Origin of the sequence: Kitasatospora sp. NPDC088264, assembly GCF_040685715.1 — a bacterium.
Taxonomy (GTDB): Bacteria; Actinomycetota; Actinomycetes; order Streptomycetales; family Streptomycetaceae; genus Kitasatospora.
The window spans coordinates 38625-61862 of sequence record NZ_JBFBIR010000045.1 but is presented as its reverse complement, the minus strand read 5'-3'; the positions used below and the strand labels follow the sequence as shown (position 1 = coordinate 61862).

Here is a 23238-nt window from a genome sequence, read left to right as displayed (position 1 = left end):
GTCCCACTGTTCGGACGATCATGTCAGCAGGGTGTGACAGAGCGACCGGCAGTCGGCGCCGACGAGCCGCTTGCCGTCTCCGATCTCGTCAACGCCAACCCGGCCGACCTTCTCGGTCACGGCGCGGGCGTTTTGCGTCGGACGTCTGGGCGAACCCGTACCCGGGACCCACCGCGGCCACCAGCTGGCGTGCGGGTTCCGGCTCCTCGGCGCTCAGGATTCCGGGAACCCGCGCGTGTTACCGCGAACCGGAGCGATGCCCGCCATGGGTCACGCGGGTCACGCGGGTGACGCGGTGACCTTGGCGACGAAGCCGGCGACGTTGGCCACGGTGCGCCGGATCTTCTCCTCGACGGTGAGCGACTCGTGCAGCCGGGTACCGGTCTCCCGCTTGCCGCGCACGTAGAGCGAGCAGGCGAGGTCGCTGCACATGTAGGCGCCGACGGAGTTGCCCTGCTTGCCGGCCTTCCCGGCCAGGGGTGCGACCAGCAGCGAGACGCCCCCGGTGTGGGTGGTCACGCAGAGCGAACAGATGCTGCGGCGGGCCTGCCAGGAGGCGGCACCGGAGGAGCGCAGCGCGACCGCCACCGCGCGGCCGTCCGACTCGGCCGCGAGGTAGGCGCGATCGGGCGCCTGCGGGTCGCGCCACCCGAGGAAGTCCAGGTCGTCCCAGGGCTGTTCGGCCAGGTCGCGGGGGATGTGCAGTCGCTTCGCCTCGCCCTTGGTGCAGTTCACGAAGGCGGCACGGATCTCTTGCTCGGTCAACGGCTTCATAGGAGCCAACGTAAATTACCTAGGACTATTAGGCAAATGTATAATGGCCTCAGTCGATCGGAGGGAAGGCCATGGCGCGCGTAGGACTGAACGCGGAACGACTCACCCGGGCGGGAGCGGAACTGGCCGACGAGGTCGGCTTCGACAAGGTCACGGTCTCGGCGCTGGCACGACACTTCGGCGTCAAGGACGCGAGCCTGTACTCGCACGTCAAGAACTCCCAGGACCTCAAGACCAGAATCGCCCTGCTCGCACTCGAGGAACTCGCCGACCGGGTCGCCGCCGCCCTGGCCGGACGCGCCGGCAAGGACGCCCTGGCCGCCTTCGCCAACGCCTACCGCGACTACGCCCGCGAACACCCCGGTCGCTACGCCGCCGCGCAGCTCGAACTCGACCCCGAGACCGCGCGCGCCAGCGCCGGCGTCCGGCACTCGCAGATGACGCGCGCGATCCTGCGCGGCTACGACCTCGCGGAACCCGACGAGACCGACGCCGTCCGGCTGCTCGGCAGCACCTTCCACGGTTACGTGGCCCTGGAACGGGCCGGGAGCTTCCAGCACACCCCGCGCGGCACGGAGGACACCTGGGCGCGCATCCTCGACGCCCTCGACGCACTGCTGCGCAACTGGCCGGCGGCCTGACCGCCCGCTCGCAGGCCGCCTGCGCCCCGGGGCGGCCGGTAGGAGGCCATCACCGCGAGGCGGGTGAGCCGGAGTCCGCCCCGGGCGCGGCGGCAGGTGGCCGGCGGTCGGCGCCGGTGTCGGCGTCGGCGGCGCGGCCACACCGGCCCTCTGACGGGGTGACCCCAACCACCCCGAAGAACTCAATGGCGGGCGTCCGCTCCCGGGCCCCTCACCATGGAGCCATGACCGGATCACCGCACACCACACTCGTTCTCGGCGGCACCGGCCGCACCACCGGTTGCATGCCGACCGCGTTCCGGGAGTTCGCGCAGCGCAACGCCCACGCCTGGACCGCAAAGGCGGGTGCGTGACCATGACCATCGGGAACCTCGAGGACTTCGCGGCGCTGGACCCGTTCTTCCGGATCATCCAGGAAGGCCTCGCCGGTCTGGTCGACGGCGGCCACTTCTTCGACCTCCTGGCCGAGGACGTCGTCGTCGAGTACGTGGTCTCCGTCCCCGGCTACCCGCGCCGAGTCCAGGGCCGCCAGGCGGTCGCCGACCTGTACCGGGGCTACGGCGACGCGATGGTCCTGACCGGCGCGGACGAACTGGCCGTCCACCGGGACCCCGACACGTCCGTGGTCGTCCTGGAGTACGCCGTGCACGGGCACGCCGTCCACACCGGGCTCCGCTACGACAACCACTTCGTCTCAGTGATCACCGTCAAGGACCGCCGGGTGACGCACTGGCGCGACTACCTCGACCCCGTCGCCGTCTTCCGCGCCCTCGGATGGCCGTCCGATCGCCACTGACGGAGCGAGCCGCGGTCGCGCACGGGTGACACTGCCACGGCCGTGTCCCGGGTCGACCCGGCCGCCCGGGCCCGAGGCCGGCACCCGTTCCCGAGTCCTGGCCTGTCGCGACGGGCGCGGAGCGGCCGCGCGGTAGACATGGAGACCATGGAGCGCGCGCGAGACGACGTCTCGGACCCGGACCGGGCCGTGCCGAGGCCCGGTCGCCCCCGGGCCTGGGCTGGACTCTGGTACCCGGGCCGTGTGCGGCGGCGGGAGGAAGGTGGTCCGTGAACGTCGTGTTGAGCGAGGTGACGCCGCTCGCCCTGGCCATCGCGCTGTCGCCGCTGCCGATCGTTCCGGCGCTCTTCCTGCTGTTCACTCCCCGGCCCAGGGCGACGGGCGGAGCCTTCCTGGCCGGGTGGGCGGCCGGGATCCTCGTGGTGGCGTCGGTGTCCACGGCCCTCGCGGCCCTCATTGAGACCCGCGAGGAGACGCCCACCTGGGCGTCCTGGACGAAGGCCGTCCTCGGCGTGGTCCTCGTCCTGCTCGCCGGGCGGCAGTGGCGCTCCGGCTCCAAGACGGGGACCCCGGCCTGGATGCGGAGCCTCACGGATGCCACGCCGGCCAAGGCCCTGCGGCTGGGCCTTCTGCTGTCGGCAGCCAACCCGAAGAACATCCTGCTGTCCGCGGCGGCGGGGCTGACCATCGGCTCCGCCGAACTGGGTCCGTCCCGTGGCGTCACCGCCGTGGCGGTGTTCACCGCGATCGCCGTTTCCACCGTCGGGCTTCCCCTGCTGCTCCACATCGCGGCGGGGGAGCGGGTCCTCACTCCGCTGGGCAGGGCCAGGACGTGGTTGGAGACCCACAACAGCGCCGTCACCGCCCTGGTCCTGGCCGTGATCGGCGTGCTCCTCGTCGTCGAGGGTGTCACCGGACTGTGACCGGTACGAGGACCGCCTCCGCCGCGGCTGCCTCTCGGACCGTACGGCCCGGCCCTCCCGGCCGTCGCACGATGCGGCAGGAGGGCCGAGGCCGTGAGCGCGCGAGGCTAGAAGAACGTGGGCCGGCGCGGGACGTAGGGCTCTTCGAGGGAGTCGGTCTCCTCGGCGGTGAGCGTCAGGTCGAGCGCGGCGACGGCGTCGGCGAGGTGGTGCGGCTTGGTCGCGCCCACGATCGGGGCGGAGACGACCGGGTTCTTCAACACCCAGGCCATCGCGACCTGTGCCATCGACACACCGCGGGCCAGGGCGATGCGCTGGACAGCCTCGACGACGGCCCGGTCGCTGTCCAGGAAGATCGGCCGGTCCTGCTGATCGACTGTCCGGTTGAGCTCCGCACGTGGCGTGGAGCGTTCGCCCCAGGGCCGGGTGACCAGCCCCCCGCCCAGGGGGCTCCACGGAATGCTTCCCACGCCCTGGTCGGCGAGCAGGCCGAACATCTCGCGCTCCTCCTCGCGGTGGATCAGGCTGTACTGGTCCTGCATGGAGACGAACCGGGTCCACCCGCGGGCCTGCGCGGCATGCTGCATCTTGGCGAACTGCCAGGCCCACATCGACGAGGCACCGATGTAGCGGGCCTTGCCCGCCTTGACCACATCGTGCAGCGCCTCCATCGTCTCCTCGACCGGCGTCTGCGGGTCGAAGCGGTGGATCTGGTAGACGTCGACGTAGTCGGTGTCCAGGCGCCGCAGCGAGGCGTCGATCTGTTCCATGACGGCCTTGCGGGACAGCCCCGACCCGCCCGGTCCCTGGTGCATCGGCGCCCACAGCTTGGTGGCCACGACGATGTCCTCACGCCGGGTGTACTTGCGCAGCGCCCGCCCGACGACCTCCTCCGAGGTGCCCAGACCGTAGATGTTCGCGGTGTCCCAGAACGTGATGCCGAGTTCGACGGCCTGGCGGAAGACCGGCTCGGCCGCGTCGTCGTCGAGCGCCCAGGTCGTCCTCCTGGCCGGGTCGCCGAAGCTCATACAGCCCAGGGCGATCCGGCTGATCCTGAGCCCCGACGTTCCCAAACGCGTGTACTCCATGGCGTACTCCTCTTCCTCGGTGACGTGGACGTGTGTACCTGCTCCGAAAGGCCGCCGCGCTCACTCCCCCCCACCGTGAACTCACCCTCGGCTACGAGGCCCTGGAACTCGCCGCGACACCGGACTGACCCTCATGGCCTACGGCGCCGAACCCGCCATACCCGCGTGCGACGCCCTGAACCTGCTGGCCGGCTGGGCCGCGACGATGGATCGGGACCATGATCTCCGGCTCGGAAGCTCATCCCTCTCCCACCCCGCGGCCCGGCACCTCCGCCTGACCTCGCGCTCTCATCGCGCGTCCTCCCCGGCGACTGGTCAAGGGCGATCGTCGGCATTCATGGGGTCTGCTCTGTCGTGGGAGGGCCGGAGCGGCCGGCGGCCCTCGCGAGCGGTCAGGTGTCCGGGACGACGGCGACCGGGCAGCGGACGTGGTGGATCGCGGCGTGCGCCACCGGGCCGAGGTGGGCGCCGAGAGGCATCCGCCGGACGTGGCGGCCGAGGACGACCAGCCGGGCCGCTTCCGACGCTTCCACCAGGACGATGGCGGCGTTGCCCCGGACGAGCTCGGACGTCACGGTCACCTGGGGGTAGCGGGCCAGCCAGAGGGCCAGGGCGTCGGCGAACCGCTTCCGCTCGGAGGCGGACAGCTCCTTCTCCAGCCCTCCGATGGCGTCGAACGCCATGTACTCGCTGCCGGCCGGCGGCGCCCAGACGTGGACGATCCGCAGGGGTGCCGAGCGGTGGGCGGCCGCCTCGAAGGCGAACGCGAGGACGTCGTCCGGCGGATGCGCGAGGTCGATGCCCACCAGGACGGGGTCGGTGGCGGCGCCCCGCTCGCCCTCACCGGCCCGGACCAGCACCACCGGGCAGGTGGCCCGGCGCAGCACCTCCTGGCTCACCGAGCCGACCAGGAAGCCGCGCACGGGCCCCAGCCCCCGGGAGCCGAGCACGAGCACGCTGGAGGTCCGGCCGGTGGTCTCCAGCGCCTTGGCCGGGTCGTCGGGGACCTGGCGGGAGGAGACCTGGAGGCCGGCGTGCGTGGCGCGCAGCTCCGCCTCGCGGGCGGCCAGGGCGTCCCGGCTGCGGTTGTACACCTCGTTGGTGCCGACCGAGTCCCGCTTGGGCCAGGGCCAGGCCTGGAGGAGTTCGAGGGCGAGCCCGCGGCGCAGCGCCTCCCGGGCGGCCCACGCGGTGGCGGCGAGGCTCTCCGGCGAACCGTCGAAGCCCGCGACGACGGGACCGTTCACGGCGACGGGACCGTTCACGGCGACCTCCCAGGGGTCGGGTCCGGGCCGGCCAGGCCCGCAGCGAGTCGAGGGCGGCGGCGACCGTTCGACCGCCTGCCGGAAGGGGCGGTCGAGCCGGACGCCGCGACCGTGGTCCATGCCGCGTCCCGCAGGTCGTACGTGGCCCGGGCACCCCGGCCAGTATCGGCGGGAGCCGCTGCCGGCGCCTCCCGGCGCAGGGCCGCGCCCCGGGCGGTCCGGCCCCGGCTCGGCGGATCGGCCTGGGGAACGTGGGTGGTCAGAGCACCGGTCAGGCGCGCGGGGCGGTGTGCAGGACGGCGAACAGGCCCCGTGCGCGCGTGCCGTCGGGCAGCTGCCAGAGGCCACCGAGGTGGCCGGCGGTCTCCGGGGCCGGGAGGGCTGCGTCGTCCGCGGCGGGGTGCAGCACCCGGTGCAGGCGCAGGGTCGCGCCCCGGGGTGCCGACAGCTCGGTGCCCTCCTGGTCGTCGGCGGCGGCGGTGGGGCTCAGGGGGGTGTCGCCGCGGTAGGAGCGGGTGACCTCCAGGTCGGGGGTGTCGCTGATGTTCTGGTCCTGGGCTTGGACCCGGCCCTCGATCAGGGCCGACAACTGGGCGACCAGCACCGGGTCGTGGCAGCCGTCGTAGGCCCAACGCCGCCCCAGCTCGCCGTGCTCCATGGTGCCGACGAGCGCGTGCTCTGCTCCGTCGAGCGGGGCGCCGCGGTAGGTGAGCGGGACGAAGTAGGTGGCGGGGGCTGGGCCCGAGGTGTCGGTGACCACCATGAACTCGATCCCGACCTCGCCCTGCGGGTCGTCCAGCCGGAAGCCGCCGGCCTTGGCCAGGTCCGGGGCGCCCGCGCCGCCGCGGTACCAGGGGCGGGAGGGGAGCCAGGAGGCGAGCAGCTCCAGCTTGCTCGGCTGGAGGGTGGTCTGGTGGATGACGGACATGCCGGGGTCTCCTCCGTTGTGCGAATGCGATGGTCATACCCTCCCACCCGTGCGGGGCTGACGGGCGGGCAGGTTCCGCTGCGACGTTCGTTGCCGTTCCCGGCCTGGGCCTGGTCCTGGTCCTGGCCCAACTCGCCTCCCCGTCCTCCGCCGTCCACCGGCGGGCCTCCCGCCCGGCACCCGCGCGGCCGTCGGGCGGTAGGGCGTACCGGCACCAACTCGCCAGTCTGGCTGGAAAGATGGTTTCGGGTCGGCCGAACTTGCGATCTTTCGGACAAGCAGGCGATCAAGGTCTTGATCTGCTGAGGGGTCACCCTTAGATTGCAGTGCAATGTCACACTGAACCGACCGACACGGCGTGCCTGGGGGACCGGTGCCGGACACTGCACAGCAAGTACCGCACCAGAGCGCCGACAAGCTGCCCCGGGTGTTCTACCGGCTGGCACTGGGCGACGCCCTGTCCACGTACGGGAGCCAGCTCGACCTGGTGGCGCTCAGCCTGTTCGCCTACGAGGCGGCCGGGAACGCGCTCGGCACGGCCGGGTACCTGATCATCCGGCTGGCCGGCGGCCTCGTCGGCGGCCTGGTCTCCGGGCGGCTGGTGGCCCGGACCGACCGGCGGCGGCTGATGACGGGTTGCGCGCTGGCCCAGGCGCTGGCCCTGGTCGTGGTGGCCCTCGCGCCGGTCCCGGCACGCATCCCGGTGCTCTACTCGCTCGCGCTGGTCTTCGGCGGCGCGGCCGCGGTGTGCGCCGTCGCGCTGCGGACCAGCATCCCGGAGATGGTCGGCTCCGAACGCAGGGCCCGTGCCAACAGCCTGATGGCCAGCTGCCGTTCGGCCGCCATGGTGCTCGGCTTCGCCTCCGCCGGCGTGGTGGTGGCCTGGGCCGGGTTCCGCGCGGCGCTGCTCATCGACGCGTCCAGCTTCCTGGTGTTCGCTGCGGTGGTGCTCCGGCTGCCGCTGCGCACCCGGGCCGAGCCCGCCGAGCAGTCCGCCGCAGAACCGGCTGATCCCGCCGGTCCCGCCGCGGGGGCGAAGCGGCGCGGGAGCCGGTGGCAGGCGCTGATCGTCCTGCGGGCCGCCCCGGTGGTCGGCGCGATGGCGGCGATCCGGCTGCTGGACGCCTTCGGCTCGGCCGCGCACAACATCAGCCTGCCGGTCTTCGCCAACCAGCACTCTCCCGGCAACCCGGCCGCGCTGCTGGGCATGTTCTGGGCCACCTGGGCGGTCGGCAACCTCGGCGCCCAGCAACTGGTCTCCCGGCTCCTGCTGCGCCGGGGCATCGAACCGGGCGAGCGCGCCTTCGCCCTGGGCACCTGTCTGATGTCCGGCTGTTTCATCCTGGTCTTCACCGGACTGCCGACCCCGCTGTTCCTGCTGGCGGCGATCGGTGCCGGGCTCGGCGACGGCTTCACCGAGATCTCGTACACCACCCGGATCCAGGCCCTCGCCGACGAACGGCGCGGCCAGGCCTTCGGGCTGCTGACCTCCGCCGAGAACGTCGGCATGGGCACCGGGATGCTGCTGAGCGGATCGCTGCTGGCGCTGCTCAGCCCGCTGACGGTGGTCGGTGTCTCGCACGCCGTTCCGATCGTGCTGGCGCTCGGCTTCCTGGTCGTGGTCGCCCGGTCCCGCAAACGCTGAACCCTCCACCCCGCCGCAGTCACCCCACCGCACCCCACCACAAGCACCGCGCCACCGGATCCGCCGGCGCCACCGCGCCGCAGGCACCAGCCCGATCCGCTCACCCTCCGTACCCCGGGGCGGTCCGTACCCGCGCGCCCCGGCACCGATCCGAAAGGTGCCGTACCTGATGAGCTCCACCGGTCCCGACCGCGCCCGGCTGCGTGCCCTGGAGGCCCGGCTGCTGCTGCGTCCCGAGGTCGCCGACTGCGCGCTGCTGCCGGTCGAGCGCGCCGACGGCCGCCGCGGGCTGCTGGCCTACCTGGTGCCCGCCGCCGACACCGACACCGCCGCGCTGCGCCGCCGGGCCGCCGCTGCCCTGCTGGACGCCGACCCGAGCGCCGAGGTGCACCTCCTGGACGGCATCGTCCGCACCCCGCAGGGCGAGCCCGACCGCGCCGCACTGGCGGCCGCCGCCGCCCGGCCACCCGCCGAGCCCGGACCCGCCCTGCGCCACCTGCGCGAACTCACCGCGCACTGGCGGCCGTTCGGCGACACCGGGACGACGACGGGCCCCGCCCCGGACGGCCCGACGGCCGCCCCCGAGGGCGCCGGGACCGAGGCGGTCGGCGCCCCGCTGCCCGACCCGGCGCCGGACGCGCCCCGGACGCTGCCCGAGGCGCTGCTGCGCGCCGCCGAGCGGCACCCCGGGCGCGGCCTGCACCTGGTCCGGGCCGACGGCGGGGCGACCCGGCTGACCTACCGCCGACTGCTGGAGCAGGCCCGGGAGACCCTCGCCCTGCTGACCTCCGCCGGGCTGCGGGCGGGCGACCGGGTGATCCTCCAAGTCCCCGACCCGGAACGCTACTTCCCCACCCTGTGGGCCTGCCTGCTGGGCGGGGTGCAGCCGGTCACGGTGGCCCGCCCGCCGGCCTACGACGAGCGCAACCCCGTGCTGGAGAAGCTCTGGCACGCCTGGCAGACCCTGGAGGAGCCGCCGGTACTCGCCTGCGGCCCGGCCGTGGCGGGCCTGGCACGGCTCGGGGAGCTCTACCCGGCGCCCGGGCTGCGGGTCATCGCGGTCGACCACCGGCCCGCCGATACCGGTGCCGCCACCGTCACCGGCGCCGCGCTCGACACCATCGGCGTGCCAGGCGCCGAGCACGCCCCGGACCCCGGCGACGTCGCGATCCTCCAGCTGTCCTCCGGCAGCACCGGCCGGTCCAAGGCGGTGCAGATCACCCACCGCGGCATCCTGGAGTACGTGGCCGGAGCCACCTCCCAGGGCAGCTCGCCCGAGGACGTCACCGTCAACTGGCTACCGCTGGACCACGTCGCCGGGCTGCTGATGTTCCACCTGCGGGACGTGGCGCTGGCCGCCGACCAGGTGCAGGTGCCCACCGAACTGGTGCTCGCCGACCCGCTGGTCTGGCTGGACACGCTGGAGCGCTACCGGGGCGCGCACTCCTGGTCGCCCAACTTCGGCTTCCGGCTGGTCGCCGAGGCGGTCCGGGCCGCCGGCCCCGGCCGGCGCTGGGACCTCTCCGCGCTCAAGTCGCTGATCAACGCCGGGGAGCAGTGCACCGAGGCGGTGCTGGACGAATTCCTCGCCGCCACCGGTCCGTTCGGCGTTCGCGCGGACCATGTCCTGCTCGGCTGGGGCATGGCCGAGACCTGCACCGTGATCACCTACAAGCGCTACCACGAGGACGGCGCCCGCCGCCTGGTGCGTACCGACTCGCTGACCGGCCGGCTGGAGCCCGCCGACCCGGCCTCGCGCGAGCGCGGCACCGGCTTCCTCAGCATGGGGCGTCCCGCGCCCGGCACCCGGATGCGGGTGGCGGGCGAGGACGGCCGGGCCCTGCCCGAGCACTGGGTCGGCCGGCTCCAGGTCAACTCCGGCCGGGTGACACCCGGTTACCTGAACAACCCGGCCGCCGACCGGGAGTCCTTCGTCGGCGACGGCTGGTTCGACACCGGAGACCTGGCCTTCCTGGCCGACGGGGAGGTGGTGCTCACCGGCCGTCGCAAGGAGATCATCATCGTCAACGGGGTGCACTACTTCTGCCACGAGCTGGAGGACGTGGTCGCCTCGGTGGCGGGGGTGCGCTCCGGGCACGTCGCCGCCTTCGGAGTCCCGGACGACCGCACCGGCACCGAGCAACTGGTGGTCGCCTACGTGCCGAACGACCAGGACGCCCCCGCACCGCCCGTGGCCGCCGAGGTCCGGCGGCTGCTGGCCGCCCGCCGACAGCCCGCCCCCGCCCTGGTGCTGCCGGTGCCGCCGGCGGAGTTCCCGCGCACCACCAGCGGCAAGATCCAGCGCACCGCGCTGCGCCGACGGCTGCTCGACGGCGAACTCGACGAGCACATCGTGGCCCTGGACCTGGCGGAGGCCAACTCCCGGACCCTGCCGGACTGCGTGCGCCGACTCACCTGGGAACCCCGTCCGGTGCCGCAGGCCCCGGCGGCCGGAACGGCCCCGGGCGACGGGGCTCCGGCGGGGCCGACCCTGCTGCTCGGCCCCGCCGGCCCCGGCACCCTCGCCGAGGCGCTGCGCGCCGCCCTGCCGCAGGCCGTGGTGGTGGACCGGCCGCCGACCACCGACCCGGGGGAGTGGTTGCGGGCGCTCGGCGAGGAGCGCCCCGCGCGGGTGGTGCACCTGTGGGGCGCGGGGCCCGAGGGCGCGCCGCGGCCCTCGGACGCCGCTGCGCGGGACGAAGCGCTGCTCGCCCTGCTGCGGGCCCTGGCCGGCCGGCCGTCGATCGGCGAGCTGGTCACCGTCAGTGCCGGGTTGCATGCCGTGCTGCCCGGTGAACTCCCCGACCCGAGTGCGGAGTTGACGGCGGCGCTGACCGCGGGAGCCCGGGCCGAGCAACTGGTGCCGGCCGCCCGGCACATCGACCTGCCGGCGGGCGCACCGGCCGCCGAGCAGGCCGCTGCGCTGCTCGCCCTGCTGGCCGAGGCCCGGCCGGAGCCGGAGTGCGCCTGGCGCGAGGGCCGCCCGTGGGTGCCCCGGCTGGGACCGGCCGGGACCGTGACCGGGACCGCCACCGCCACCGCCACCGCCACCGCCACCGACGCCGACGCCGGGATCGTGAGCGGGCCCGGCGCCGGGACCGCAACCGAGGGCTGCTCACTGCTCACCCCCGGCGCCCGCTACCTGGTCACCGGCGGCCTCGGCGGGATCGCCGCCGAGCTGCTGCCCGGCCTGCTCCGCGACCACGGCTCCCGGCTGCTCGTGATCGGCCGCACCGACCTGGACGCGCCGACCGCCGAGGCGGCCGAGCGCCGCGCCGCGCTGCACCGGCTGTCCTCCTACGGCGGCCGGGTCGACTACCGCCGCGCCGACGTGACGGACCCCGAGCAGCTGGCAGCGGTGGTCGCCGAGGCCGAACGGGACTGGCAGGCGCCGCTGGACGGCGTTCTCCACCTCGCCGGCAGCTACCGGCTCGCGCTGCTCGCCGACACCGGCCCCGACGGCTGGCGCGAGGCGGTGCGCGCCAAGACGACCGGCACGGACCACCTCGTCGAGCTGGTCCGGAAGCGGCCCGGCGCCCAGTTCGTCGGCTTCTCCTCGATGGTCGGCTTCCAGGAGGCCGTCGGTTCCACGGCGTACGCCGCCGCCAACCGCTACCTGGAGAGCGCCGTGGAACGGCTGCACCGGGAGACCGGGGCCCCGGCCTGGACGATCTCCTGGGGCCTGTGGAGCGGGGTCGGCATGAACCGCGCCACCGACCACGAGCAGGCCGCCGCCGACCGGGGCATCGCCGTGCTGAGCGCCGCGCACGGCCGCCGACTGGCCTCGCTGCTGCTGGCCGCCGCCCCGGGCCGCTGGTACGCCGGGCCCGACCCGAGCGCTCCGGCCGCGCGCCGCCGCCTGCTGGTCACCGCACCGCGACCGGTCCGCGAAGCGCCCGACGAGCGGCCGACCGCCGCGCGGCCGACCGACGAGCGGGCCCCGCAGCGGGCCACCGAGCCGCCCGCAGCCGTACCGTCCGCCGCCACCGGGCCCGCCGGCCCCGTCCACCCCGCCACCCCTGCCGCCGCCGAGTTGCGCCGGGCCGTCCTGGACGCCTTCGAGGCCGTCCTCGACACCCCACTCGACCCGGGCCGCCCGCTCGCCGAACTCGGCATCGGATCACTCCAGTTGATGCGGGTGCACGGCGCGCTCGGCGCCGTCCTGTCGACGCCCCCGGCGCCCACCGAGCTGTTTCGGCACCCCACCGTGGACGCTCTGATCGCGCACCTGGCCGAAGCGCCCACCGCCGCCACGACCACCGCCGCCACGACCGCCGCCGCCGCGCCCGGCGCCGCCCGGGACGGCGGCCCGGACGGCGGCGACCGCCGGGTGGCCATCGTCGGCCTGGCCCTGCGCTTCCCCGGCGCCGACACCCCCGAGCAGTACTGGCGCAACATCGTCGACGGCGTCCGCAGCACCACCCGCTTCACCGAGGACGAACTGGCGGCGGCCGGCCTGCGCCCGGCGGAGTACCGCCACCCCGACTTCGTCCCGGTGACCGGCGCGCTGCCCGACACCGACCGCTTCGACGCCGAGGCCTTCGGCATCAGCGGCACCGAGGCGGCGCTGATGGACCCCCAGCAGCGCCTGCTGCTGGAGATCTGCCGCCAGGCCCTGGAGAACGGCGGCTACGACGCCCCCGACCCGCGCCGCCGGGTCGGGGTCTTCGCCGGCACCGGGATGACCCTGTACGCGCTGCGCAACTACTACCAGCACACCCTGGCCGCCACCGCCGACCCGGCCGAGCCGGTGGCCGCGCTCCAGACCGCGATCGGCAACCAGGCCGATTTCGCCGCCACCAGGGTCGCCTACCGGCTGGGCCTGACCGGGCCGGCGATCGGCGTGCAGACGGCCTGCTCGACCTCGCTCGTCGCGGTGCACCTGGCGGTGCAGTCGTTGCTGGCGGGCGACTGCGACCTGGCGCTGGCCGGGGCCGCCGCCCTGCACATCCCGCAGGCCGCCGGATACCGCTACGAGGAGGGGTCGATCCTCTCCCCGGACGGCGCCTGCCGGGCCTTCGACGCGGCGGCCGGCGGCACGGTCGGCGGCAACGGCGTCGCGGCCGTCCTGCTCAAGCGCCTGGACCGGGCGCTGGCGGACGGCGACACCGTGCACGGCGTGATCCTCGGCTCGGCCGTCAACAACGACGGCGGGCTCAAGGTCGGCTACACCGCGCCCAGCGTGGACGGGCAGGCCGCCGTGGTCGGCCGGGCCCTGGACCTGGCCGGGGTGCCGGCCGAGAGCGTCGGCTACATCGAGGCGCACGGCACCGGCACCCCGCTCGGCGACCCGATCGAGTTCCGGGCGCTGTCCCAGGCGTTCCGCGCCCGCACCGAGGCCGCCGACTTCTGCTCGCTCGGCTCGGTGAAGCCCAACATCGGCCACCTGGACACCTGCGCGGGAATGGCGGGGCTGATCAAGGCCCTGCTGGTGCTGCGGCACGGCACGATCCCGCCGCTGGTCAACTTCAGCCGCCCCAACCCCGCGCTGGAGCTCGCCGGAAGCCCGTTCCGGCTCTCCGCCGAGCGCCGGGACTGGCCGGCCGGCCCCACCCCGCGCCGGGCCGGGGTCAGCGCGCTGGGCGTCGGCGGTACCAACGCCCACCTGGTGCTGGAGGAGGCGCCGGCCGCGCCCGGCATCGCCGACCCACGCCCCGCCCCGACCGTGCTGCCGCTGTCCGCCCGCACCGAGCAGGGCCTGACCGCCCTGGCCGGCCTGCTCCGCGACCGGCTGGCCACCGGGCCCGCCCCCGCCCCCGGCGACCTGCCGCTCACCCTCGGCGGCGGCCGCCGCGCGCTGCGCCACCGCCTCGCCGTCACCGGCGCCGACCCCGACGAGCTGCGCCGGGGCCTGGAGGCCCACCTCGCGGGCCGCACCTCCGGCGTCGCACCCGATGCGGGCCGCACCTCCGGCGCCGTACCTGTGACGGGCCGCACCTCCGGCGGCGTACCCGTCCACCGCGAGGCCCGGCGCGGCGACGTGCAGCCGGTGCTGCTCTTCACCGGCCAGGGCGCCCAGTACCGGGGCATGGCCGCCGAACTCCACCGCGCCTTCCCGGTCTTCCGGGCCGTGCTGGACGAGTGCGACCGGCTGCACCGCGACGCCTGGGGCGAGCCGCTGCTGCCGCTGCTGCTCGACGCCGTGCCCGAGGGCGCCGACGACGCCTGGACCACCGAGGCGGCGCAGCCCGCGCTGTTCGCCCTGCAAGCGGCCTACCTGCGGCTCTGGCAGGAGCTCGGGCTCCGTCCGGCCGCGGTCGCCGGGCACAGCGCCGGCGAGTACGCGGCCTTCCACGCGGCGGGTGCGCTCGACCTCGCCGACGGGATGTTCCTCACCGCGTTGCGCGGGCGGCTGATGCACCGGGCGACCGAGCCCGGCGCCATGACGGCGGTGATGGCCGGCCCGCAGCGGCTCGCCGCACTCGGTGACTGGCTGCCCGGGGTGGAGCTGGCCGTGGTCAACGGCGCCGGCCAGTGCGTGCTGACCGGCGCGCCGCGCGAGATCGCGGCAGCCGAGGCCGTGCTGGCCGCCGACGGCGTGACCACCGAACGGCTCGCCACCGACCGGGCCTTCCACTCCCGCCTGCTCGACCCGGTGCTCGACCCGTTCCGCGAGCAGCTCGCCCGGCTGCGCCTGCGGCCGTTGACCGTACCGCTGGTGAGCAACCTGGGCGGCGAGGTGCTGGCTCCCGGCACCGTGCCCACGCCCGACTACTTCGTCCGGCAGACCCGGGAGACCGCGCGCTTCGACCTGGTCCTGGCCGCCCTGGACGGGCAGGGCCGCGAGCTCTTCCTTGAGCTCGGTCCGCACCCGACGCTCACCGGCATGGGCCGCCGGGAGCTGCCGCACCGCCACTTCGTGGCCGGCGCCCGGCGCGGCGCACCGCCGGAGCGGCAGTTCGGCGTCGCGGCCGCCGCGTTGTGGTCCCACGGCGTCCCGCTCGACTGGGCACGCTTCGCCGCCGCCCGCGACTGGCCGGACGGCCCGGCCCGCCGCGTTCCCCTGCCGACCACCGTCTTCCAGCGCCGCCGCCACTGGTTCACCGCCCCCGACCGGCCGACCACCGAGGACTCCGCCATGCACCAGGCACCGCCGCCCCAGCAGCCCGTTCCGCCGTCGTCCATACCCGAGGCCGTATCGACGCCCGGCCCGGTGCCCGTCGTATCGGCACCCGCCGCAGTGGCGCCCGCAGTGACGCCCGCAGCGAGCCCCGAGCAACTGGCCGAGGAGGCCGTGCTGCGCCAGGTGCTGGAGCAGACGGCCCGCCAGCTCGGCCACGACGAGGGGTCGGTCGGAGCCGACGAGCCCTTCTTCGACCTCGGCGCCGACTCGCTCTCGATGATCAACATGATCCGGGACCTGGAGCGGACCTTCCGGGTACGGGTCTCGATGCGCGAACTGTTCGAGGCGGCGGACACCCCGGCCCGGTTGGCCGGGCTGATCGCCGGCCGGCTGGAGCCCGCCGTCCGGGACGCGCTGCTACCGGCCGCCGCGCCCGAGCCGGCGGCGGCTCCGGCACCGGTCCCTGTCTCCGTCCCCGCCTCGGCCCCGGAAGCGGCACCGATACCGGCACCGATACCGGCTCCGGCACCCCCGCCCCAGGTGGTCGCGGCAGCCGCCGTCCCCGCTCCGCCCGTCCACCTCGCTCCGCCCGTCCCGTCCGTGCCCGCGTCACCGCCCGCGCTCGCCCCGGTGGCCGACGGCGCCGGCCTGATCGAGCGCCAGCTCGACCTGCTCGGCCAGTTCTCCGACCTGATGCGCGACCAGCTCGGCCTGCTGGCCGGGACCGGGGCGGCGCCGCCCGCGCTCCCCGGGGCTGCCGCCCCCGTCGCCCTGCCGCCGGCCGTCGCCCAGGTCGCTGCCGTCACCCCGGCCGCCGCTGCCCCCGCCGTCACCTCCGCCGCCGCCGCACCCGCGTCGGCCACCCCGCCCGCCCCGCAGGTGCACGGCCCCCGGGTGACCGTCTCCCGGGAGTCCGGCATGGCCTCCGGCGGCCTGACCGACCAGCAGCGCGCCCACGTGGACGAGCTGGTCGCCCGCTTCACCGCCCGGACCGCCGCCTCCAAGGCGGTCACCCGCCGCCACCGGCGCACCCTCGCGGACAGCCGCGCCGTGGTCGGCTTCCGCTCCGCGACCAAGGAGATGCTCTACCCGCTCGCCGCCCGCCGGGCCCGGGGCTCCCGCCTGGAGGACCTCGACGGCAACACGTACGTCGACATCACCATGGGCTTCGGCGTCCTGCTGTTCGGCCACGACCCGGAGTTCGTCTCCGACGCCGTCCGCGAGCACCTGGCCGGCGGACTGCGGCTGGGCCCGCGCGGCCCGGAGACCGGCGAGGCCGCCGAACTGCTGGCGGAGCTGACCGGCACCGAGCGGGTCGCGTTCGCCAACTCCGGCACCGAGGCGAACGCCGGGGCGATCCGGCTGGCCCGCGCGTACACCGGCCGCGACAAGATCGTCATGTTCGAGGGCTCCTACCACGGCCACTTCGACCACACCCTGGGCCGGACCGTGGGCCGCGGCGCCGACCGGGAGACCGTCCCGGTGTCGATCGGCATCCCCGGCAGCGCGGTCGCCGACCTCGTGGTGCTGCGGTACGGCGATCCGGAGAGCCTCCAGGTGATCGAGGAGCTCGGCGACCGGATCGCCGCCGTGCTGGTCGAACCCGTCCAGAGCCGCCACCCGGGGCGCCAGCCGGTCGACTTCGTCCGCGCGCTGCGCGAACTGACCGCCCGCCGCGGCATCGTGCTGGTCTTCGACCAGATGCTCACCGGCTTCCGGCCGCACCTGCGCGGCGCCGAGGGCTTCTGGGGCGTGACCCCGGACGTCTCCACCTACGGCAAGGTGCTCGGCGGCGGCTACCCGATCGGCGCGATCGCCGGGCGCGCCGACATCCTGGACGGGATCGACGGCGGCCACTGGGACTACGGGGACGACAGCTACCCGCCCAGGGACACCACCTTCTTCGGCGGCACCTACATCCAGCACCCGCTGGCGATGACCGCGGCGGGCGCCGTGCTGCGCCACCTCAAGGCGTCCGGCCCCGGCTTGCAGGAGCGGCTGAACGCCCGCACCGACGAGCTGGCCGCGACCCTCAACGGGTTCTTCGAGGAGGAGGAGTTCCCGCTGCGGCTGGCCCACTTCGGCTCGCTGTTCCGGTTCGAGCCGCGGGCCGACATGGAACTGCTCTTCCCGCAGCTGCTGACCCGCGGGGTCTACGTGTGGGAGTGGCGCAACTTCTTCCTCTCCACCGCCCACACCGACGGCGACCTGGAGTTCGTGGTCGACGCGGTCCGCGACTCGCTGCGCGACCTGCGGCGCGGCGGCTTCTTCCCGGCCTCGCCCGGGGTACGGCTCCCGGCCCCGCGCCCGGCGGCCGCACTCCCGGAGCCCGCGGCGGACGACCGTACGAGCACCGGCACCACCGGCACCACCGGCGCCGGCCACACCGAGCCCGCCGGGACGCCCTATCACCCGGTCAGCGACCCGCAGCGCCCGGTCGACTTCAGCCTCTACTTCTTCGGCGACTACCCCCTGGACTCCCCGGAGGACGAGAAGTACCGCATCGTCCTGGAGAGCGCCCGCTTCGCCGACCGGCACGACTTCCACGCCGTCTGGCTGCCGGAGCGCCACTTCCACTCCTTCGGCGGGATCTTCCCCAACCCCTCGGTCCTGGCCGCCGCACTGGCCCGGGAGACCACCCGGATCCGGCTCAACGCGGGCTGCGCGGTCCTGCCGCTGCACCACCCCGTCCGGGTGGCCGAGGAGTGGTCGGTGGTCGACAACCTGTCCGGCGGCCGGGTCGGCCTGGGCTGCGCCAGCGGCTGGCACCCCAACGACTTCCTGTTCTTCCCCGAGAACTACGGCGGCCACAAGGAGCTGATGCACCAGCAGATCGACACCGTCCGGGCGCTGTGGCGCGGCGAGCCCTACCGGGGCCGCAACGGCAAGGGGGAGCCGATCGAGGTGACCCTGCACCCGCGCCCGCTGCAGGAGCAGCCGCCCATGTTCACCGCGATCGTCGGCAACCCGGACAGCTTCCGCGAGGCCGCCCGGCACGACCTGGGCATCATCACCAACCTGATGACCCAGGACGTCGCCCAGCTCGCCGAGAACGTCGCGCTCTACCGGCGCACCCGGGCCGAGCACGGCCTCGACCCGGAGGCCGGCCGGGTGGTCGTGCTCGTCCACACCTACCTGGGCGCCGACCTCGCCACCGCCCGCGAGCAGGCGTACCGCCCGTTCTGCCACTACCTGCGCTCCTCGCTCTCGCTGTTCGGGCAGATGGCCAACAGCCTCGGCCTGACCCTGGACTTCGAGAACACCCCGGAGGAGGACCTGGAGTTCGTGCTGGAGCGCGCCTACGAGCGGTACTGCGCCTCCCGCGCGCTGATCGGCACCCCGGAGAGCGTGCGGTCCGTCCTGGCCGAGCTACGGGCGGCCGGCGCGGACGAGATCGCCTGCTTCGTGGACTTCGGGCTCGCCCCCGACCTGGTGGCCTCCGGCCTGCCGCAGATCGACGCCCTGCGCCGCTCCGCCCAGCGCGGCGCCCCGCTGTCCTACGCGCAGCAGCGGATGTGGTTCCTGCACCGGATGCTGCCCGACACCGGGCAGTACAACGAGGTCAAGGCCATCGAGCTGGACGGCCCGCTCGACCCGGCCGCACTCGACACCGCGCTGCGCGCGCTGGTCGAACGGCACGTCGGGCTGCGCACCGCCTTCCGCGAGCAGGACGGCGAACCGTTCCAGCAGGTGCTCCCGGTGCCCGAGGGCCCGCTGCTGGAGCGGGTCGCGGCCGACGGGCCCGAGCACGAGGCGGTGGCCGCGCTGGTCGCCGCCGAGGGCACCCACCGCTTCGACCTGACCGAGGGCCCGCTGTTCCGGGCCCGGCTGCTGGAGACCGGGCCCGACCGGCAGGTCCTGGTGCTGTCGATGCACCACATCGTGATCGACACCCTGTCCACCGTGGTGATCACCCGGGAACTGGGCGAGCTGTACCGGGCCGCCCGGGAGCAGCGCCCCGCCCGGCTGCCGGTGCTCACCACCACCCCGGCTGCCGAAGCCGCCCGGGAGCGGGCCGCGGTGGCCGCCGGGGCGTACGACGAGAGCCTCGCGTACTGGCGCAAGGTGCTCGGCGGCGACCTGCCGGTGCTGGCCCTGCCGACCGACCGGCCGCGCCCGGCGGTGCCGGACGGCCGGGGCCGCTCCCACGTCCGCCAACTTCCCGCCGAACTCTCCGACGGCCTGCGGGACTTGGCCCGCAGCCGCCGCTCGACCCTGTTCATGGTGCTGCTCACCGCCTTCGCCGGGGTGCTGCAGCGCTACGGCGGCCAGGACGAGGTGGTGCTGGGCACCCCGGTGGCCAACCGGACCGAGGGCACCGAGGACCTGGTCGGCTTCTTCGTCAACTCGCTGGCGCTGCGGCTGGACCTGTCCGGGGAGCCGGACTTCGCCGAGGCGCTGGACCGGGTCCGCTCCAGCGCGCTGGACGCCTACGAGCACCAGCAACTGCCCTTCGAGGTCCTGGTCCAGGAGCTCAACCCGCAGCGGGACACCAGCCGCAACCCGCTCTTCCAGGTCCTCGTCGAGTTCGAGAACCACGCGGTCTTCGAACTCGACCTGCCCGGGGTGACGGCCCGCCCGCTGGACCACGTGGTGGACCGCTCCGCCTTCGACCTGTCGCTCTTCCTCACCAACCTGCCGGACGGCATCCGCTGCCACGTCGAGTACGCCGAGGCCCTGTTCGACCGGGCCACGGTGGACCGGCTGTTCGACGCCTTCCAGCGGCTGCTCACCGCCGCCGTCGCCGACCCGGCCCGCCCGCTCGCCGAACTGACGGCCACCCCGGCCGACCCCGCCCTGGAGTGCGGACCCGAGGCGCAGCCGGCGCCCGCGCACCCGCTGGCGGCGGTGGCCGCCGTCGCGGCCGCCCGTCCGGACGCCCTCGCGGTGGTCGCCGCCGACGGCACCGGGACCGACTACCGGACGCTGCACGCCCGGGCCGGCGAGCTGGCCGGCCGGCTGCTGGCCGCCGGGGTGCGGGAGGGCAGCCGGGTGGGCGTGCTGCTGCCGCGCTCGGTCGACCAGGTGGCCGCGCTGCTGGCCGTGCTGCGCCTCGGCGCCGTCCACGTGCCGATCGACCCGCTGCAGGGCCCGGAGCGCTGCCGGCTGATCGCCGCGGACAGCGCACCGGCCGTGCTGCTCACCGCCTCGGACACGGACCTGATGGGCCTGTCCCTGCCGACGGTCCTGACGGACTCCGATGCCGAGGCCGATGCCGTCGTCGCCGCCGAACTGCCGCCGCTGCCCGCCCCCTCCGCGCAGGCCCCCGCGTACCTGCTGTACACCTCCGGCTCCACCGGCCGCCCCAAGGGCGTGCTGATGCACACCCTCGGCCTGTCCGCGCTGCTGGCCTGGAACGTCGCCGAGCACCCGGCCGCCCGCACGCTGCAGTACGCCTCCTGCGGGTTCGACGTCAGCGTCCAGGAGGTGCTGACCACGCTGGCCGGCGGCGGCACCCTGCTGCTGATCGAGGAGGAGACCCGCTACGACGTGACGGCGCTGGCCGCCGTGGTCCGGGCGACCCGGGCCGAGCGGCTGCACCTGCCGTACACCCCGCTGGCCGCGCTGGTCGACGCCCTCGGCGGTGAACCGGTGCCCCACCTGCGCGAACTGATCACGGGCGGCGAGCAGTTGCTGCTCACCCCCGGGCTGCGGGCCTTCCTCGCCCGCAACCCCGGCTGCCGGCTGATCAACCACTACGGCCCCACCGAGACCCACGCCGTCACGGCCGGCGAGGTCGCCCCGGACGGACCGGACCACGCGGCGATCGGCCGCCCGGTGCCGGGCACCCGCATCCTGCTGCTGGATGCCGCCGGGCGCCCCGTCCCGCCCGGGGCGGTCGGCGAGATCCACGCGCTCGGCGTCCAGGTCGGGCTCGGCTACCCCGGCCGGGAGCAGGAGAGCGCCGCCGTCTTCACCGACACCCCGGACGGCCGCCGCTACCGCACCGGCGACCTCGGCCGCTGGCGGCCCGACGGCACCCTGGAGTACCTCGGCCGCGCCGACCGCCAGGTCAAGGTGCGCGGCTACCGGATCGAGCCGGGCGAGGTCGAGACCGTGCTGCGGTCCGTCCCGGGCGTGCGCGGCGCGGCCGTGACGGCCCGCCGCACTGAGACGGGCACCACGCTGGCCGGGTACGTGCAGTGCGCCGCCGCCGAACTGCCCCGGGTCCGCGACCACCTGGCCGACCTGCTGCCCGAGCACATGGTGCCGGGGCTCTGGGCCGCGGTGGCGGCGCTGCCCTTCACCGCGCACGGCAAGCTGGACGCCGCCGCCCTGCCGGAGCCGCTGCCGCTGGGTGCGGGCCGGGCCGCCGTCGCCCCGGCCACCGAACTGGAACGCACCGTGCAACGGCTGTGGGAGGAGGAACTCGGCCGCCCCGCAGGCGTGGAGACCTCCTTCTTCGACCTCGGCGGGCACTCGCTGGCCGCCACCCGGCTGCTGAACCGGGTCCGCGAGGCCACCGGGATCCGGACCGGCGTCCTGGACTTCTTCCGCCGCCCGACCATCCGGGCCATGGCCGCCCAGCAGCCGCAGACCGAGGACCGCCAGGCCCCGGCCTACGAGGAGGGCACGCTGTGACGACCCCTATCGACGATGGCTGGCACCGGCTCGTCCGGCTGCTCGACGAGCGCGAGATCGTCCTGCGCACCACCGGCGACCGGCTCGGCTACCTCGCCCCGCCCGGCGCGCTCGACGAGGAGGCCACCGGGCTCGTCCGGGCCCACCGGGAACGGCTGCTGACCACCCTGACCGGCGCCGGCACGGCCCTCGCCGCCGTGCCCGCCGGGGTGGCACAGCGCCGGATGCACCGGGCGCACGACCGGGCGGCGGACCCGGCGGTGTGGAACATCACCCAGCGGATCGCCCTGCGCGGGCCGCTGGAGCCCGAGCGGCTGGCCGCCGCGCTGACGGCGCTGACCGGGCGCCACGAGAGCCTGCGCACCAGCTACCGGGACACCGACCTGGGTCTGCTCCAGCAGGTGCTGCCGAACGCCCCGGTGCGGCTCCCGGTCGCCGACCTGCGCACGCTCACGCCCGGTGCGCGGGACGCGGCGCTCGCCGAGGCCGCCCGGGCCGAGAGCGATCGTCCCTTCGACCTGGCCACGGCCCCGCTGCTGCGCGCCCGGCTGCTGCGGCCGGCCGATGACGCGTGGGTGCTGCTGCTGACATTCCATCACATCGCGGTCGACGGCTGGTCGTTGGCCACTCTGCTGGCCGATCTGGGCACGTTGTACCGCCCGGACGGGCGGCTGCCGGAGGACCCGGGCCGGATGACCGACCACGCCTGCTGGGAGCGGACCGTGGTCACCCGCGCCGCTGTCGCCGAGGCCGCCGACCACTGGGCCAAGACCCTGGACGGCGTCGCGTCGGCGGTGGACCTGCCCACCGCCCGCCCCCGCCCCGCACAGCGCTCCGGGCGGGGCGCCACGGCCGCCTTCCGCCTCCCCTCGGCACTGGCCGAGGCGGTGGGCCGCTACGCCGCCGCCCGCTCCACCACCGCCTCGGCCGTCCTGCTCGCCGCCTACGCGCGGCTGCTGGGCGAGCTGAGCGGGGCGGCGGAGACCCTGGTGGTGCTCTCCCACGCCAACCGCACCCGGCCGGCCGACGAAGGGGTCGTCGGCCTGCTCACCTTCGGCCTCCCGATCCGGCTGCCCACCCGCTCCCCGGGCGGGTTCGGGGCGTCGGTCGACACGGCCGCGACGGCGATCGCCACCGCCCTCGACCACGCCACCGTCCCCTTCGGCCTGCTGGTCGAACCGCTGCGCGAACGCGGCGTCCGGCTGCCGGACGCCTACCCGCAGGTCCTGCTCACCGTGCAGAGCACCCCGCCCGCCGTCCTCGACCTCCCCGGCCTGACCGCCGAGGTCGAGGACGTGCCGGGCCCCTCGGCCCGCTCCGACCTCCTGCTGCTCCTCACCCCGGACGCGGACGGCTACGAGGGCCTGGCCGAGTACGACGCCGACCTGTTCGACCCGGACACCGTGCGCTCCTGGCTCGACACCCTGGTGAACGACCTGGCCCGGCACCTGACGGACCGGCCGGGCTGACCGGGCGGACTGGCCGAGCGGCGGCTGACCCGGCCGAGAGGGCCTACGACCGGGTCAGCCGCCG

Annotated in this window: 11 protein-coding genes; 7 read left to right on the top strand and 4 right to left on the bottom strand. The window is 75.2% G+C overall.

The annotated features are described in order from the left end of the window. Positions 1 to 279: 279 nt before the first annotated feature. Positions 280 to 774: an FBP domain-containing protein gene (locus AB0O82_RS27790; protein ID WP_363586657.1), complete on the bottom strand. Its 495-nt coding sequence runs from the start codon at positions 772 to 774 to the stop codon at positions 280 to 282. 71 nt (positions 775 to 845) lie between these two features. Between AB0O82_RS27790 and AB0O82_RS27785 the strand changes: the two genes are divergently transcribed. The 4 genes from AB0O82_RS27785 to AB0O82_RS27770 all read left to right on the top strand — a co-directional run bounded on the left by AB0O82_RS27785 (position 846) and on the right by AB0O82_RS27770 (position 3134). Next, positions 846 to 1415, top strand: a complete 570-nt coding sequence (locus tag AB0O82_RS27785; protein WP_063351909.1) for a TetR/AcrR family transcriptional regulator — start codon at positions 846 to 848, stop codon at positions 1413 to 1415. Positions 1416 to 1639: 224 nt separating this feature from the next. Continuing rightward, on the top strand, positions 1640 to 1768 hold the full coding sequence (locus AB0O82_RS27780) for a hypothetical protein (RefSeq protein ID WP_363586656.1): 129 nt from the start codon (positions 1640 to 1642) through the stop codon (positions 1766 to 1768). A 2-nt stretch (positions 1769 to 1770) separates the two neighbouring features. Beyond that, a complete protein-coding gene (locus AB0O82_RS27775; RefSeq protein ID WP_363586655.1) occupies positions 1771 to 2211 on the top strand; it encodes a nuclear transport factor 2 family protein in 441 nt (146 codons plus the stop codon). 269 nt (positions 2212 to 2480) lie between these two features. Beyond that, positions 2481 to 3134, top strand: a complete 654-nt coding sequence (locus AB0O82_RS27770; protein ID WP_363586654.1) for a GAP family protein — start codon at positions 2481 to 2483, stop codon at positions 3132 to 3134. A 107-nt stretch (positions 3135 to 3241) separates the two neighbouring features. On the opposite strand, the gene AB0O82_RS27765 is transcribed toward AB0O82_RS27770, so the two are convergent. From AB0O82_RS27765 to AB0O82_RS27755, 3 genes are all read right to left on the bottom strand, one after another. Beyond that, the gene (locus tag AB0O82_RS27765; protein WP_363586653.1) at positions 3242 to 4222 is read right to left on the bottom strand and encodes an aldo/keto reductase; all 981 of its coding nucleotides are present in this window, start codon (positions 4220 to 4222) and stop codon (positions 3242 to 3244) included. Between the two features lie 392 nt (positions 4223 to 4614). After that, on the bottom strand, positions 4615 to 5487 hold the full coding sequence (locus tag AB0O82_RS27760) for a universal stress protein (protein ID WP_363586652.1): 873 nt from the start codon (positions 5485 to 5487) through the stop codon (positions 4615 to 4617). Between the two features lie 271 nt (positions 5488 to 5758). Further along, positions 5759 to 6415 carry a 1,4-alpha-glucan branching protein gene (locus AB0O82_RS27755; protein ID WP_363586651.1) on the bottom strand — a complete coding sequence of 219 codons (657 nt, stop codon included), beginning with the start codon at positions 6413 to 6415 and terminating at the stop codon, positions 5759 to 5761. 373 nt (positions 6416 to 6788) lie between these two features. Here AB0O82_RS27755 and AB0O82_RS27750 point away from each other — a divergent pair, with 373 nt between their 5' ends. From AB0O82_RS27750 to AB0O82_RS27740, 3 genes are all read left to right on the top strand, one after another. Beyond that, positions 6789 to 8060, top strand: coding sequence for an MFS transporter (locus AB0O82_RS27750; protein ID WP_363586650.1), 1272 nt, complete (start codon positions 6789 to 6791; stop codon positions 8058 to 8060). A gap of 169 nt (positions 8061 to 8229) precedes the next feature. Next, complete coding sequence (locus AB0O82_RS27745) at positions 8230 to 21705, top strand: MupA/Atu3671 family FMN-dependent luciferase-like monooxygenase (protein WP_363586649.1); 13476 nt, start codon at positions 8230 to 8232, stop codon at positions 21703 to 21705. Next, complete coding sequence (locus AB0O82_RS27740) at positions 21702 to 23174, top strand: condensation domain-containing protein (RefSeq protein WP_363586648.1); 1473 nt, start codon at positions 21702 to 21704, stop codon at positions 23172 to 23174. The genes AB0O82_RS27745 and AB0O82_RS27740 overlap by 4 nt, the downstream gene beginning before the upstream one ends. Positions 23175 to 23238: the final 64 nt, after the last annotated feature.

Coding starts and splice junctions, on each gene's coding strand:
- AB0O82_RS27785 (WP_063351909.1), top strand. CDS start 846: ATGGCGCGCGTAGGACTGAACGCGGAACGACTCACCCGGGCGGGAGCG.
- AB0O82_RS27790 (WP_363586657.1), bottom strand. CDS start 774: ATGAAGCCGTTGACCGAGCAAGAGATCCGTGCCGCCTTCGTGAACTGC.
- AB0O82_RS27745 (WP_363586649.1), top strand. CDS start 8,230: ATGAGCTCCACCGGTCCCGACCGCGCCCGGCTGCGTGCCCTGGAGGCC.
- AB0O82_RS27775 (WP_363586655.1), top strand. CDS start 1,771: ATGACCATCGGGAACCTCGAGGACTTCGCGGCGCTGGACCCGTTCTTC.
- AB0O82_RS27780 (WP_363586656.1), top strand. CDS start 1,640: ATGACCGGATCACCGCACACCACACTCGTTCTCGGCGGCACCGGCCGC.
- AB0O82_RS27755 (WP_363586651.1), bottom strand. CDS start 6,415: ATGTCCGTCATCCACCAGACCACCCTCCAGCCGAGCAAGCTGGAGCTG.
- AB0O82_RS27765 (WP_363586653.1), bottom strand. CDS start 4,222: ATGGAGTACACGCGTTTGGGAACGTCGGGGCTCAGGATCAGCCGGATC.